We start from the raw sequence: 14,275 nt of genomic DNA on the forward strand, positions 1-14,275 counted from the left end.
GCCTCTCGGCGGCTGGGACGCCTGCGATGCCGTGCCCTCCTCCTCCACTGCTCGACCCTGGCGCCGACCCCCGGGGAGGAGGGGTCGCGTCGATCCTGCCGCGGATCAGGCGGGGCCCTCCTGGAGCCAGCGGCGGAAGGTCCCGACCGAGTCCTTGTTGGTGAACTCCGGTACGACGTGACCATTATCGAATTCGGCGCCGCTGTGGTACGCGATCGTCGCCTCCCTGGCGACGGGGAGCGCCAGGCGACGCAGGCGTCCGCCGTGGAGCTCGGCGGGAGCGAGCTTGTCGGCCGTGCCGGCGCTGACGCGCAGACGCATGCCCTTCCACGCGTCCTGCGGCAGCCGGGCGGGGTTGGTCGCGCGCATCAGCGCCCGGTCTCCCCCGTACACGGCGAGAACGCGGTTCGACGGACTGGTATCGCGCGCCGCGAGGTCCTCGACGTCGAAGACGCTGCTGGCGTGGTACGCCCCGTAGATGTTCGGCACCATCTTCTTCGCGTAGGCCCAGCACATCATCGCTCCGCCGCCGGAGTTCGAGCGGAGGAAGCTCGCGCGGACGTCCCAGAGGTTCTGCACCCAGGCCGTGGCGGCCGTCTGCACGGCGAGCGCCGTGGGGTTGGTGTAGTTGCTCGGACCGCCGAAGTCCGGACAGATGCTGACGAAGCCCAGGTCGACGAGTGGATCGGCCGAGTACCTGTAGGCGAAGTAGAGCGACGTGTAGTCGCTGCCGCTGGCGTGGTAGAACCAGGCGACCGGCACCGAGGAGCCTGATTTCGGCTTCGCCGAGTGCGGGACGAAGAGGCGGGTGGAGTCGCCGCCGATCTTCACATCGATGATCTCGTAAGGCTTCCTGCCGTTCTTCGAGAACGCGGTGTCGAGGCGCGAGACCTCGCCCGGAAGCTTCGGGATCACGCTGTAGTTCGGCGCGGCGAGCGCCGGGGTCGCTACGAGAGCGGAGGCGGTCGCGGCGGCTCCGACAGCGGAGGCGGCGAGCAGGAGGCGGCGCGAGAGGCCGCGCGGGGTGTCAGTCATATCGAGAATCCTTCGGAGCTTTCGCCATCAGTGTCGAGTCGGCCGACCATTCCGAATTCGACGCACATGAAGTGACGTCCGGCCCCCCAACCCATTCGAGAGTGTACGGGCCGCGGATGACGCGTGGATGTCGTTCTCATCACGTCTGGTCGCTCGGGCGGGGATCAGCGGGAGGAGGGGAAGAGTCGGCGGGAGAGGCCCGAGGACTTCTCGGCCGTCTCGTGCACCACGAAGGGCACGGCGGAATCGGCGGAGACGACCCGCCTCGCCGCGGCGAGTTCGAGCGTCTCGCGGGAGAGGCCCTCGATGTCGACGGTGACCGCGAGGCCGGAGTCGGCCAGGCGGGTGGCGATCTGCACCTGGTGGTCGTCGACGTGCTCGCCGAACGAGGCGCGGCGCGGAACCAGGATCGGCACCCGGCCCTGCTCGATGGCGCTGAGCGCGGTGCCCACTCCCCCGTGCGCGATGACGACGTCGGCCGCCTTCATCGCGGCGTTGAGCTCGTCGTGCGGCACGGAGTGGCGGCCGTCGATCCCGAGCCCGGAGACGTCGTTCGCTCCGGTCTGCCAGAGCACCTCCACGCCCTCGAGCAGCGGCGCGAGCGCGGCGAAGAAGCGGGGGAACGGGTAGCCGTCCTGCGTGCCGACCGAGACCACGGCGCGGCGGATCGGCTGCGGGACGACGTCCTCGACGCGGTAGGTGTCGAAGATCGAGCCGCCGAAGCTCCAGCGGTCGTCGGCCCAGGAGCGGTACTGGGTGTAGGTCGAGACGGCGGGGACCCGGGCGAGGATCCGACCGGTCATCGACGGGCCGAGCACGCGGGCGGCGCTCTCGATGTAGTGCGCGGGGATGCCGCGCGAGGCCGCGAGCGGCAGGAAGGAGAGGGCGGGGCTGGCTCCGGTGCTGAAGACGGCGTCGAAGGACCCGCGGGCCAGCAGGGAGCGGCCGATCATCGCATTGCGGAGCACCGGCACCACGGCGCGGGGCGGCGGATCGGCGAGGTGGGTCACGCGCCGGTCGGCGAGGAGGGTGCGGCTGAGGGCGCTGTCGACCGTCGCCCAGTGCTGCTCCTCCGGGTCGACTCCGAGGAGCCCCGAGAGGGCGAACATCTCCTTGAGATGCCCGCCGCCGGAGCAGACGAAGAGATACGAAGCCATACGCGCCTTCACTGGTGATGATCGAGATAACAGGCGTGTGGATGATCGATCGTCCGCCGAGAACGACCCCCCGGTCCCTGGTGCAGAAGTCGCCCGATCATAGCAGGGAGGGTCTCCGAGGGGCACTTCTCTGAGAGAACTGTTCACCTCGCCGGAAAGCGATAGGGGCTCATTCGACAGGCGATATCCGCTCACTTCTCCGGAGGGTGGAAAGCGATATCCGCTCGACTCGGGGATGACCGGGAACGCCCATCGAGCGCTCGATACCGGACTGGCCGATTCCCGTCGATCACCTGCACCGCACGGGCCGCGCGCGTAGCGTCGGACCACCGGCGCAGAGGCCGGTCGACCCAGGAGGAGCGCCATGAGCGACAACGAGCAGAACAGCCCCGTGATGGACGGAGCCGAGGACGCCAGCAACGACGAGAAGCTCGGCGGCCTGATCGACCAGGTCGAGCACGACCACGGAGCCGAGGGCGCCGGCGCGATGGCCGACGCGCTCCGCGACCGCGCCGACGAGACCGACACCGAGATCACCGAGGAGTCGGACGCGTCCGGCCCGGTCGAGGACAGCGGCACCGCCCAGGTCTGAGCGACGGGGCCCGGAGGACGACTCCGGGCCCCGCTCCCTGATCGCTGGGGAGAGCGGTGGGCCCTCCGGATCGCTCGTCAGAGCGGCCCGGCGAGCGCCGCCCGATGTGCACCGGAGCGGCTCGGTGAGCGCCGCCCCACCCCCAAAGCCCTGTTTGACGGTGCGGGAGCCGCCGGTCACCATGGCCGCATGTCCTCTCTCGACGAGCTGCGCGCCACCGCGCATCCGATCCGCCTCCGCCTGCTGTCCCTGGTGACGGGAGCGGCGATGAGCGCCGCGGAGGCCGCCCGCGAGCTGCAGCTGTCGCAGGCGACGGCGAGCTACCACTTCCGCGTGCTGGAGCGCGCCGGGCTCGTGGCCGTCGTCGAGACCGTGCGCCTGCGGGGCGGCGAGGCGAAGAGGTACCGGCACGAGGCCTCCGGAAGGCCCTTCGACGTGACCGCGTCAGTGGACGCCGGGCCGGAGGAGGAGCGGGACCTGCACCTCGAGGCCCTGATCGAGGAGCTCCGGCGGCGCTCGTCGAGCCGGGCGGACGGTCCTCAGCTCTCGACGGACGCGGAGCTCTGGGTCGACCCCGAGGTCTGGCGGCGGGTGGTGCGGCACGTCGGGGAGGCGTCCGCGCTGCTGCACGCGGCGGCCCGGCCGCCGAGGACCCCCGGGACCGCGCCGGTGTCGATGACGACCGCGATGTTCCCGCTCCGCCGGCCGTGACCCGCGACGGGCGCGGGCCGCTGGCGCACGGTCCTCTCGCGCACGGCCCCTTCCGCTGGCTCCTCGCCGCCCGCACGACCGGCGTCCTCGGCAACGCCGTCGCTCCGATCGCCCTGGCCTTCGCCGTGCTGGACCTGACGGGCTCGCCGACGGACCTCGGACTCGTCGTCGCCGCGCGCTCCCTCGCCAACGTCGCCGTCCTGCTGCTCGGCGGCGTCCTCGCCGACCGGCTCCCCCGCTCCGTGATCCTCGTCGGCACCGCGCTCGCGGCAGCAGCCACTCAGGCCGCGGTCGCCGTGACGGTGATCACGGGGACGGCGACCGTCGCGGCCCTGGTCGTGCTCAGCGTGCTCAACGGCGCCGTCGCGGCGATGAGCCTGCCCGCCGCGGCCGCCCTCGTCCCCGAGACGGTGCCGGTCGGCGAGCTCCGCCCGGCCAACGCCCTGCTCCGCCTGGGCCTGAACGCCGGGAGCATCGTCGGCGCCTCAGGCGGGGCCGCGCTCGTCGCACTGGTGGGTCCCGGGTGGGGGCTGGCGGTCGACGCCGCAGGCTTCGCCCTGGCCGCGGTCCTCTACTCCCGTGTGCGGCTGCCGCGGACGGTCCGCTCGGGCCCGGGCGCCTCCGTCCTCGCCGACCTCCGCGAGGGGTGGCGGGAGTTCACGAGCCGGCGCTGGGTGTGGATCGTCGTGGCGCAGTTCACCGCCGTCAACGCCGCGTTCGTCGGCGCGACCACGGTCCTCGGCCCGGTCGTCGCCGACCGGTCCTTCGGCCGAGCGGCATGGGGACTCGTGATCGCCGCGCAGACCGTCGGCCTGGTGATCGGGGCCGTGATCGCGCTGCGCTGGCGGCCCCGCCGTGCGCTGGGGGCGGGCGTCGCCCTCATGGCGGTGACGGCCGTCCCGGTCGCCGCCCTCGGAGCCGTCCCGGCGCTCCCCGCCCTCCTCCTCGCCTTCGCCCTCGGCGGAGTCGCGCTCGAGATCTTCGCCATCGCCTGGGACCAGTCGCTGCAGACCCATGTCCCCCGCGAGGCGCTCGCCCGGGTCTACTCCTACGACATGGTCGGCTCCTTCCTCGCCGTGCCGCTCGGGGAGGCGCTCGTGGGCCCGCTCGCCGACCTCGTCGGGCTCGACCGCACCCTGCTCGGCTGCGCCGCGGTCGTCCTCGTCGCCTCGCTCCTCGCGGCCTCCAGCAGGAGCGTCCGCGGGGTGGGCACGGACCGTCCGCGGCCGCAGACGCTCTAGCGCGTCACGGGAGGCGCGGGTGCGGAGGAAGGGGCGCACCACCCGGAGCCCGGGGGGAAGCAGCTCCAGGACGCCGTCCCAGGTGGCGGGGACGTCGGGGAAGCCGTGCACGAGCACGAGCGGAGTGCCGTCCTCCGGTCCCTCGTCGAGGTAGTGGACGTCGGTGAAGCGCGTGGACAGGACGCGCGCACCCGTCCCCTCCTGCTCCGGCCCGTCCGAACGGGAGTGCCGCGGCCCGCTCACGGGCGGTAGAGGGAGTCGACGGGGACCTCGCGGCTCGAGCCGTCCCGGGTGGTGATCGTGACCGTGCCTGCGGGCCCGGCGGCGAGACCGTCGGACGAGGGCCACCAGGCGGTCCAGGAGCCGCCCTCGAGGGTCGCGACGACCGGCTCGACACCGGCCTCGTTCAGCACCACCGATTCCACGTCCGCGCCCGCGAAGCCGACCGCGTAGATCAGAGCGGCGTCCCCCTCTCCGAAGGTTCCGGCCGAGCTGAGCTGGACGGCGTCCGCGGCGAGGGGGCCGACCGGTGCGGCGTCCGCCACCTCCCACATCCCCGCGCCGTTCCCGGCGCTGAGGCAGTAGTAGCGGGAGTCGTCGAAGCGGTAGATCATCGAGGCGGCGTCGCCGCGCGCGTCGAGGTGCGAGACCTCCGCCGGCCCTGCCTCGCCGTTGGGGCTCTGCAGGTTCGTCGCGCACCACTGCGTCGCCGACTGCCCGAGCTCGGAGCTCGGCAGGATGCGCTCGGGGATCGCGGTCCAGGAGGCGAGCACCGCGCGGTTCAGCCCGACGGAGCCGGTGCCGGGGATGAGACCCGGGACCACGACGACCACCGCGGCTGCGGCTGCGGCGGTCAGGAGCACGGTCGCCGCGCCGGCGACGGCCCAGTCGCGGGGGCGGAAGAAACGGGGAGCGGCCGCGTCCTCGCTGACCAGGATCTCGCCGAGGAGCGCGTCCCGACGTGCGGCCTCGCCAGCGGTGAGGGGGGTGCGGGGCTCGGCGTCGTGGGCGCGGAGCAGGTCGAGGAGCTGGTCGGTCATGAGAGGGTCCGTTCTGCCGTGCCAGGAGAGGAGGGTGGAGTCGAGGGGGGCGAGCAGCGCCGCCAGCCGCCGCTTCGCGCGGCTGAGCCGCATCGCGTAGGCGGCCCGGGAGCAGCCGAGCACCTGCGCCGCCTCGGCCTGCGGGAGGTCCTCCCACACGTGGAGGGCCAGAGCCTCCTGCTCGGCGAGGGGCAGCCGCTTCCACGCGCTCGCCAGGTCGAGGCGGTCGCCGACCGACGGGTCGGCCTGCTCCTCCGGGGCGAGGGTCCCGATCCGCACGGCCAGCGCCTGCCGGCGGTTCTCGCCGCGGGCGGCGTTGAGGATCGCGTGCCGGGCGGTGCCGAACAGCCAGGGCCGCACGTTCTCCGGCAGGTCCTGCCGGCGACGCCAGGCGGCGAGGAAGGTCTCGCCGACGATGTCGTCGACCGTCGCGGCGGGAGCGCGGCGGCGGACGAAGCGGAGCAGGTCGTCGAAGTGGGCGCGGTACAGCTCGGAGAAGTCGTCTCGGGAGCGGATGCTCATGGTTCCCCTTTCGCGGAGTCACAGGTACATGTCCGGCTGCGGCGGCGCTGCAACATCCGTGTCGGCGGGAGTCCCGCTGGGGCGGTGGCCGCGGCGTCCTGCGCGGCGCTCCGTGTCCGGGCAGGATCCACCGCGCGGAGGAGGTCCTGCGAGCGGCAGGCGGCGATCCGCATCGACCGCACGCCGGAGAGGAGGGGCCCTCGGCGGGTGGCGGGCTGTCGGCGGGAGCAGCGGACGCGCGGTCATCCCCGAGGCGCACCGGACGCTACTCCCGAACGACGCACGGACTCCTCCGGCCCGGGACTCTGGCAGAACGCCGCCGAGCCTCTGCTCCCGGCGCCCGTCCCGCCCCAGGAGACCCTCGTGAACCGCGCCCTCGCCCTCGCCGCCGCCTCAGCCCTCGTCGTCGTCGACGTCGTCGCCGCCGACCAGCGCGCCGCTGACGCCCGATGACCGGCTCCGGGAAGCCGGCCGGCGATCAGGCTCCGCTCCGCCTCACGCTCGTGCACGTCGACTTCTGGTCGGCCGTCAAGCTCTCGTTCCTGCTCGGCCTCGCGCTCGCGGTGCTCGGCCTCGTCGCCGTCCTGGTCGCCCATCCGCTGCTCGTGCACTCGGACCTCTTCACCCAGGCCGACACGCTCCTCGGGCAGGTCGTCGGCGATCAGGTCGACCTCGACGCGATCCTCTCGCTGCCGAACGTGCTGGGCTTCGCGCTCGTCGGAGCCGTGCTGAACACCGTCGTCGCCACCGCCCCGGGCGGGGTGGGGGCGCTGCTCTTCGGATCCGCCGCCGCCCTCGCGGGCGGGCTCCCGGTCGGCCTCGCCCGGGAGTGAGGGGCTCCGCTCCGACTAGGCCGCGAGCCCTCCCTCGGGAACCGGGGACGGACGGTCGTCACCGAGGAGCGGCGCCTGCTCGGGCTCGGCGGCGACGACCATGTCGCGGCCGGACGCGGGGGTGAGGAGCTCGCGCAGCCAGAGGCGGTTCACGGCGTGCAGACGGGGACGATCGAAGCGGTACTCCAGCACCGCGTTCGGCTGCACGAGGATCGCGTGCGAGCGCGGCTCCGACTCCTGCAGCGTCCTCCAGGTCAAGCGGAACGGCTGCCCCTGCTCCATCCGCGCGCGCACGGCGATCCGCACGTTCGCGAGCGTCCGGTCCTCGAACTCGATCCGGCGCCGCCAGGCGCCGAAGATCAGCACTCCCACGGGGGCTCTCCTCATCGTGTCGGTCGAGCAGCCCGCACAACGGCGGGGGCGGCGGGCGCGAGGCTCGCAGGGCCGGACCGCCATCGGACGGTCCGGTCGTGGGGACCGGAGTAGAGGTGGGTCCGAGGCTGGTCCCTTCCCGGAGGTGCGCGGACGGAGTGCGCTCCCGCGTCAGTCGGCGAAGATGGCGCCGACCGGCTCGCGCTTCTCGGCCTGGAAGCGGTCCTCGGCGCGGCCGAGAGCCCAGTAGGCCGAGAGCGAGAGCGCCCGGCGCTCCACGCCCCACTCGTCCTGCAGGAGGGTGCGCAGCTGCTTCATCGCCGTGCGCTCGCCGTGCGCGAAGACCTCGAGCACGCCCTCGGGCCTCGGCTCGGCCCGCACGGCCACGACCAGCGCCCGGCCGGCCTCGAGACCGCCGCGGTGCAGCCAGCGCACCTCCACTCCGGCCGGAGCGGGAAGATCGAGCTCGTCGGCGGCCGAGTCGACCTCGATCAGGACCAGGCCGCGCGCGTGCGCGGACATCCCCTCGAGGGCGGAGGCGATCGCCGGCAGAGCGGAGTCGTCGCCGAGCAGCAGGTGCACGACCTCGGGGTCGGCGCTCGGCGACCAGGCGCCGCCGGGCGCGGAGAGGGCGATCCGGTCGCCGGGAGCCGCGGCGAGCGCCCACGGTCCCGCCACCCCTTCGTCGCCGTGCACGACGAAGTCGACGGCGATCGAGCGCCGCTCGAGGTCGACCGAGCGGACGGTGTAGGTGCGGCGCACGGGCAGCTGCTCGGGGGCGACGCTCGCCCGGAGCGCGTCGAGGTCGAAGGGCGGCTGGAGGTCGGAGCCGCGCGGCGGGAGCAGGAGCTTCACGTAGCGGTCGGTCGCGGCGAGGCGCTCGGGGTCGGACTCGGCGAGGAACGCGTCGAGCCCGTCGCCGCCGAGGTGCACGCGGACCAGGTGGCCGGTGAGGCGCTCGGTGCGCAGCACGGTGAGCACGTGCTGGCTGCGGGCACGGCGCGGGCGGTCGGGGGACGGGGCGGCGTCGGTCATCCGTCCAGCATGCCCGGTCGTGCTCGGTGCGGGCCGAGTGCAGGCCGCTCGCGGGCGGGCGGGCGCCGAGGGGTCACGAACGGTCGCTTCGGGAGGGAGGAAGGGACCGTTCGTGACGCATCGGAGCAGGCCGATGCGAGGCCGGGACGTCGCGGCGGTGCCGAGCGCGAGGCGGCGGCGCGGGCGCGCGTACGGACGAACGGTCGTCGAAGGGTCACGAACGGTCGCTTCGGAAGGGAGGAAGGGACCGTTCGTGACGCATCGGAGCAGGCCGCGGCGAGGCCGGGACGTCGCGGCGGCGCCGAGCGCGAGGCGGCGGCGCGGGCGCGCGTGCGGACGAGCGGGCGTCGAGGGGTCACGAACGGTTGCTTCCGACGGGTGGAGGGGACCGTTCTCGACGCATCGGAGCGGGCCGGGGGCACGGCCGGGACATCCTGCGCCCAGCGCGAGGCGGCGGCGCGGGCGCGCGTGCGGACGAACGGGCGCCGAGGGGTCACGGCCGGTCGCTTCGGGAGGACGGAAGGAGCCGTTCGTGCCGCATCGGAGCAGGCCGAGGGCACGGACGGGGCATTGCGGCGGGGATCCGCGCGAGGCGGCGGCGCGGGCGGGCGCTGATCCGTCGCTCACGGCCTGCGGAGGAGCGCAGGACGGGCCGTCCGCGACGGATCGGAGCGGGCCGGGCGCGACTGGGCGCCGCATGCGGAGCGAGCGCGGGCCTGCCGGAGGGCGCCGGGCGTCGATCCGTCACGAACGGCCCGTGCGGGAGGACGGATCGGAGCGGGCGGCCGGAGGCCGGGCCGACGGAGCGGAGCGGACAGCAGCGCCCGTCGGCGGAGCGGGCGGCGCCGGGGCCGGTCAGCGACGGGTGGGAGCGGGCCGCCGGAGGCCCGGACCGACGGAGCGGAGCGGACAGCAGCGCCCGTCGGCGGAGCGGGCGGCGCCGCGGCCGGCGGAGCGGAGCGGACAGCAGCGCACGTCGGCGGGGCGGGCGGCCGGTGGCGCGAGGTGCGCTCGCGCGGGGCGCGGCGGCGGGGGCGCGCCTACTCTCGCGGAATGACTGCGACGGCTCCGCGACTCCGGCACGACCGACTGGTCGCCCCCGATGTGCTGCGCGGAGTGGCGGTGGCGGCCATGCTCGTCGCGCACGCGATGCCGCTCGTGCCGAGCGCGCGCACGGGGGTCGTCGGGTTCCTGGCGTGGAACGTCAACGATCTCGCGTCACCGCTGTTCGCGCTGGTGATGGGGATGTCGGCGGCCCTGGTGCTCGCGCGGCCCGGTGCCTCCCCCGGGCGGGTGCTGCTGCGGAACGCGATCCGCGGCGCGGTGCTCGTGGCGCTCGGCGTCTGGCTCGAGACCTGGGGCAGCTGGATCGCGATCGTGCTGCAGTACCTCGGCGTCGTGCTCGTGCTCGGCACGCCGCTGCTGCTCGTCCGCTCCCGGACGATCGCCGCGCTGGCCGCTGTGCTCGCGCTCGCCGCGGGGCCCGTGAACGCCGCGGTCGCCGCCGCCGCATCCAGCTCTCCGCTCGCCCTCTGGCTCTTCACCGGGCCGAGCTACCGCGCGACCAACCTGCTCCCCTTCTTCCTCCTCGGAGCCCTGCTGCTGCGGCACGGCGCGCAGCGCGACCGGCTGCTGCCGGTGCTCGCGGCGGTCGCGGTCGTCGCGTACCCGGTGCGGCCGCTGGTCGCGCTCCTGCTCGGCGTGGAGTCGCCCTCCGGCAGCCTCCCGGACACCCTGCACGACCTCGGGCTCGTGCTCCTGGCCTACGTCGCGGTGGTGCTGCTGACCACGTCGCGCTCCACCGCTGTCCAGCGGCTGCTGGTGCCGCTCCGGGCGATCGGCACGCTCGCGCTCTCGGTCTACGTGCTGCAGGTGGCTCTCGTCGCGGCGCTCGCGCGGGCGGGCCTCGGCTACTCCGCCGACACTCCGCTCGCCGCTCTCGCCCTCGTGCTCGGGCTGTGCGCGGCCGCCGTGCTGTGGTGGCGGTTCCTCGGTGCGGGTCCCGTCGAGCGGCTGACGGCGCGGCTCACCGGGCTCGTGCCGCGCTGAGCCGCCCGGCCGCCCGGCTGGGTCCGCGGCGAGGACCTGAGCCCGCTGCGGTCCGCGGCGAGCTCGCCTGAGCTCGCGTCGGTCCGCGGCGAGCTCGCCTGAGCTCGCGTCGGACCGCGGCGACCCCGGCTGAGCCCCCGACACCCGACGGCCCGCGCACGGGCCGCCGGGCGTCCCCTCCCTCAGCGCGCGAGCGCCGACGCCTCCTTCGCGAGGGCCGGCCCGTGCGCCGCGAGCACCAGGTCGCGCACCGCGGTGGCCGGGAGCGACGCGGCTCCGGCCGGCAGCAGGTCCGCGTCCGAGGCCAGCACGAGCGGGGTGTCGGCCGATGAGGACGGCAGCCTCCCGTGCGTGCCGCGCACGAGCGACGCGTCCAGCGGCACCAGGTTCATCGCGTAGCGCAGCCCCAGCGCCTTCTTGGCGAGGTTGCCCGCCGCCTTCGCCTTCACCAGCGGGTCGGCCGGGTCGAAGAAGAGCTCGGCCGGGTCGTAGCCGGGCTTGCGGTGGATGTCGACGCCGCGGGCGAAGTCGGGCGCGCGGTCGTCGTCGAGCCAGTAGTAGTAGGTGAACCACGCCCCCGGCCGGGCGACCACGACGAACTCGCCCGAGCGCTCGTGGTCGAGGCCGTAGCGGGCCTGCGCCTCCCGGTCGAGCACCTCGTCGACGCCGTCGAGCCCCTCGAGGATCGAGCGCACCCGCGGCAGGTCCGCCGCGTCCTGCACGTAGACGTGGGCGACCTGGTGGTCGGCGACGGCGAACGCGCGCGACGTCCACGGGTCCAGCTGCTCCCGGCCGTCCTGCACGTAGACCTCGAGCAGGCCCTCGCGGCGGAGCGCCCGGTTCACGTCGACCGGAGTGTCGGCGTCGGCGATCCCGTACTCGGCGACCACGATCACCGACGCGCCCAGCGCCTCCGCGTCGTCGAGCAGCGGAGCGAGCACCACGTCGAGCTCCGACGCGGCCCGGCGCGCCTCGGGCGAGTCCGGTCCGAAGCGCTGGAGGTCGTAGTCGAGGTGCGGCAGGTACGCCGTGGTCAGCTCGGGCGGGCCGGAGCCGTCGCCCGCCAGCACATGCCGGGTCGCGTCGACCATCCACTGGGTCGAGCGGAGCGACGCGGTCGGCCCCCAGTACTGGAACAGCGGGAAGGCGCCGAAGCGCGAGACCAGCTCGTCGTGCAGCGCCGGCGGGCGCACGTACGCGTCCGGCGACTTGCGGCCGTCGGCGTGGTAGATCGGGCGCGGAGTGACGGTGACGTCGGTCGTCGCCCCCATCGCATACCACCAGCCGATGTTGGCCGCGCGGTACGGCTCCCCGCTCAGCCGGCGCGCGGTCTCCCAGACCTTCTCCCCCGTGACCAGGCGGTTGTGCTGGCGCCACAGGTGCACCTCGCCGAGGTCGCGGAAGTACCAGCCGTTGCCGACGATCCCGTGCTGCGCGGGCATCGAGCCGGTGAGCATGGTCGACTGCACGCTGCAGGTGACCGCGGGCAGGACCGTGTCCAGCGGCAGGCGCCCGCCCCCTCGGGCCAGCCGCGAGAGGCGGGGCATGTCGGCGAGCGCCGTCGAGGTCAGCCCGACCACGTCGAGCAGCAGCACGGGCCTCACAGCGCCGCCGCCTGCGGGAGGAGGGGCGCCAGCAGCGCCTCTCGGGAGGCGGGCGTGAGCAGGTGCGCGGCCGCCCAGGCGAGCTCGGCGCCGATGCCCGTCGAGAGGTCGCTCGGGGCGTCGGCGAGCACCGACCAGGTGTAGGTCTCGACGTCGAGGTGGATCTCGTCGTACGGCCAGGCGGCGTCGACCGCCGAGACCGCCTCCGCCAGGACGGCCGTGGTCGCCGAGAGCGGCGCCTCCGGCCGGTGGTGCAGCGGCACGTGGAAGTGCACGCGCCACGGGCCGGTGCCGGGGAGCGTGTCCAGCGCCTCGGGCAGGTCGTCGACGCGGAGCACTCCGTCGATCCCGTTCTCGCGGGTCTGGTGCAGGTAGCGCTTCTCGACGAACGGGGTGAGCGCGGCGCGGCCCGAGGGGTCCTCCAGGTGGAGCGCGGCCGAGGCCTGCACCTTGACCACGCGCAGGCCCGCGTCGCGGATGCGGCGCACGGCCGAGACCGGATCGGCGAAGGAGACGGCGAGGTGGCAGGTGTCGAGGCACACGCCCACGTACGCCGGGTCGACCACTCCGATCCGCGGGTGCAGCCAGTCGACGACGTCGTCCACGGTGTCGAGGATGCAGCCGGGCTCGGGCTCGATCGCCAGGCGGATCGCGTGGCCGGTGGAGCGGCGCAGGTCGCGCAGCTCCTCGACGAGCCGGGCGAGGTTCCGGCAGGCGGCCTCGTCCTGCTCCCGCCCCCAGCCCTCGCGCCAGCCCAGCGGCAGCGTCGAGATGCTGCCGTCGGCGCCGGCGGGCAGCAGGTCGGCCAGGATCCGCGCGCAGTCGATCGTGTACTGCAGGCGCTCCGGCGTGGTCCAGTCGGGGCGGTAGACGTCGAGCTTCACGACCTCGGCGTGGAACGCGGCGTACGGGAACGCGTTGAGCGTGCGCACCTCCAGGCCGTTGCGCTGCAGGGCCGCGCGGAGGACGGCGCGGTCCTCGGCGCTGGCGACCAGGCGGGCCGCGAGGTCGCGCGGGATCCACAGGCCGACTCCGACCAGGGCGAGCCCGGCGGCCACGCGCGCGGGTCCGGCGTAGACGTCGAGCTGGCGGACGACTCCGGCCAGGTCCTCGGCGGGATGGACGTTGGTGCAGTAGGAGAGGTGCATCACACGACCTCCGCCACGCGCGGCGCGCCCCGGAGCACGGAGTTGCCCTCGAAGGTGCGGCCGGCCGACTCCTGCACGTCGAAGCCCGCGACGGGCGAGAGGTCCAGGCGTCCGCTCTGCCCGTAGAACTCGACCGGGTTCTGCCAGAGCAGCCGGTCCACGTCGCCCGCGCTGAAGCCGGCGACGAGGAGGAGGCGGCCGGTCTTCGCGGTCGTGAGCGGGTCGGAGCGGCCCCAGTCGGCGGCGGAGTTGACCAGCACGCGGTCCAGCCCGATCCGCTCGACCAGCGTCACCAGGCGGGTCTCGTCCATCTTCGTGTCGGGGTAGATGGAGAAGCCCATCCAGCAGCCGGAGTCGCGGACCGCGTCGACGGTGACCTCGTTGAGGTGGTCGACGAGGACCCGCCCAGGCTCGAGCCCCGAGTCGGCGACGACCTCGAGGGTGCGGCGGGTGCCCGACTCCTTGTCGCGGTGCGGGGTGTGCACCATCGCGGGGAGGCCGTGCTCGCCGGCGAGCTCGAGCTGCTGGCGGAAGACCTGGTCCTCCTCGGGGGTGAGCGAGTCGTAGCCGGTCTCGCCGACCGCGACGACGCCGTCCTTGGCGAGGTAGCGGTCGAGCTCGGGCAGGACGGCCCGGCAGCGCGGGTCGTTCGCCTCCTTCGGGTTGAGCCCGATGGTGCAGTGGTGGCGGATGCCGAACTGCGCGGCGCGGAAGCGCTCCCAGCCGATCAGGGCGTCGAAGTAGTCCGTGAACGAGCCGACGTTCGTGCGCGGCTGGCCGAGCCAGAAGGAGGGTTCGACGACCGCGCGGACGCCGGCGTCGAACATCGCCTGGTAGTCGTCGGTGGTGCGGGAGGTCATGTGGATGTGCGGGTCGAAGATGCGCATCGTCGCGCCTTTCTCATCGGTGGTGGTGCCCCGCGGTCGGGGCGGCGTT

General features: G+C 74.4%; 13 protein-coding genes. 5 read left to right on the forward strand and 8 right to left on the reverse strand.

The window, feature by feature from the left end:
• Nucleotides 1–105: 105 nt before the first annotated feature.
• Both C5B98_RS12965 and C5B98_RS12970 read right to left on the reverse strand, forming a co-directional pair.
• On the reverse strand, nucleotides 106–1,035 hold the full coding sequence (locus C5B98_RS12965; protein ID WP_104222476.1) for a S9 family peptidase: 930 nt from the start codon (nucleotides 1,033–1,035) through the stop codon (nucleotides 106–108).
• Between the two features lie 164 nt (nucleotides 1,036–1,199).
• Nucleotides 1,200–2,192 carry a glycosyltransferase gene (locus C5B98_RS12970; RefSeq protein ID WP_104260670.1) on the reverse strand — a complete coding sequence of 331 codons (993 nt, stop codon included), beginning with the start codon at nucleotides 2,190–2,192 and terminating at the stop codon, nucleotides 1,200–1,202.
• A 364-nt stretch (nucleotides 2,193–2,556) separates the two neighbouring features.
• Between C5B98_RS12970 and C5B98_RS12975 the strand changes: the two genes are divergently transcribed.
• From C5B98_RS12975 to C5B98_RS12985, 3 genes are all read left to right on the forward strand, one after another.
• A complete protein-coding gene (locus C5B98_RS12975; RefSeq protein WP_104222474.1) occupies nucleotides 2,557–2,784 on the forward strand; it encodes a hypothetical protein in 228 nt (75 codons plus the stop codon).
• Between the two features lie 189 nt (nucleotides 2,785–2,973).
• Nucleotides 2,974–3,495 carry a helix-turn-helix domain-containing protein gene (locus C5B98_RS12980; RefSeq protein WP_104222473.1) on the forward strand — a complete coding sequence of 174 codons (522 nt, stop codon included), beginning with the start codon at nucleotides 2,974–2,976 and terminating at the stop codon, nucleotides 3,493–3,495.
• Nucleotides 3,492–4,736 (forward strand): MFS transporter, encoded by a 1,245-nt coding sequence (locus C5B98_RS12985; protein WP_258062160.1) that lies wholly within the window; start codon nucleotides 3,492–3,494, stop codon nucleotides 4,734–4,736. The genes C5B98_RS12980 and C5B98_RS12985 overlap by 4 nt, the downstream gene beginning before the upstream one ends.
• Before the next feature lie 239 nt (nucleotides 4,737–4,975).
• Here C5B98_RS12985 and C5B98_RS17060 read toward each other — a convergent pair whose 3' ends face one another.
• Complete coding sequence (locus C5B98_RS17060; RefSeq protein ID WP_181065542.1) at nucleotides 4,976–6,298, reverse strand: RNA polymerase sigma factor; 1,323 nt, start codon at nucleotides 6,296–6,298, stop codon at nucleotides 4,976–4,978.
• A 449-nt stretch (nucleotides 6,299–6,747) separates the two neighbouring features.
• Here C5B98_RS17060 and C5B98_RS12995 point away from each other — a divergent pair, with 449 nt between their 5' ends.
• Nucleotides 6,748–7,131 carry a DUF3566 domain-containing protein gene (locus tag C5B98_RS12995; protein WP_104222472.1) on the forward strand — a complete coding sequence of 128 codons (384 nt, stop codon included), beginning with the start codon at nucleotides 6,748–6,750 and terminating at the stop codon, nucleotides 7,129–7,131.
• A 15-nt stretch (nucleotides 7,132–7,146) separates the two neighbouring features.
• Here C5B98_RS12995 and C5B98_RS13000 read toward each other — a convergent pair whose 3' ends face one another.
• Both C5B98_RS13000 and C5B98_RS13005 read right to left on the reverse strand, forming a co-directional pair.
• The gene (locus C5B98_RS13000; protein WP_104222471.1) at nucleotides 7,147–7,503 is read right to left on the reverse strand and encodes a hypothetical protein; all 357 of its coding nucleotides are present in this window, start codon (nucleotides 7,501–7,503) and stop codon (nucleotides 7,147–7,149) included.
• Between the two features lie 171 nt (nucleotides 7,504–7,674).
• The gene (locus C5B98_RS13005) at nucleotides 7,675–8,538 is read right to left on the reverse strand and encodes a siderophore-interacting protein (RefSeq protein ID WP_104222470.1); all 864 of its coding nucleotides are present in this window, start codon (nucleotides 8,536–8,538) and stop codon (nucleotides 7,675–7,677) included.
• 1,053 nt (nucleotides 8,539–9,591) lie between these two features.
• On the opposite strand from C5B98_RS13005, the gene C5B98_RS13010 reads away from it, so the two are divergent.
• Entirely contained in the window at nucleotides 9,592–10,587 is a 996-nt protein-coding gene (locus tag C5B98_RS13010; RefSeq protein WP_104327905.1) for a DUF418 domain-containing protein, read from the forward strand.
• A gap of 182 nt (nucleotides 10,588–10,769) precedes the next feature.
• Here the strand turns inward: C5B98_RS13010 and C5B98_RS13015 are convergent, their stop codons facing one another.
• Genes C5B98_RS13015 through C5B98_RS13025 form a run of 3 tightly spaced genes read right to left on the reverse strand, consistent with a single transcriptional unit; the run spans nucleotide 10,770 to nucleotide 14,226 of the window.
• Nucleotides 10,770–12,191 (reverse strand): alkaline phosphatase family protein, encoded by a 1,422-nt coding sequence (locus C5B98_RS13015; RefSeq protein WP_104233534.1) that lies wholly within the window; start codon nucleotides 12,189–12,191, stop codon nucleotides 10,770–10,772.
• On the reverse strand, nucleotides 12,188–13,339 hold the full coding sequence (gene eboE, locus C5B98_RS13020; protein ID WP_104222467.1) for a metabolite traffic protein EboE: 1,152 nt from the start codon (nucleotides 13,337–13,339) through the stop codon (nucleotides 12,188–12,190). Before eboE ends, C5B98_RS13015 begins: the two co-directional genes overlap by 4 nt.
• A complete protein-coding gene (locus C5B98_RS13025; RefSeq protein WP_104222466.1) occupies nucleotides 13,339–14,226 on the reverse strand; it encodes a TatD family hydrolase in 888 nt (295 codons plus the stop codon). Before C5B98_RS13025 ends, eboE begins: the two co-directional genes overlap by 1 nt.
• Between the last annotated feature and the right edge of the window lie 49 nt (nucleotides 14,227–14,275).

The sequence above is a fragment of the Rathayibacter sp. AY1A5 genome, from assembly GCF_002930875.1.
GTDB lineage: Bacteria > Actinomycetota > Actinomycetes > Actinomycetales > Microbacteriaceae > Rathayibacter.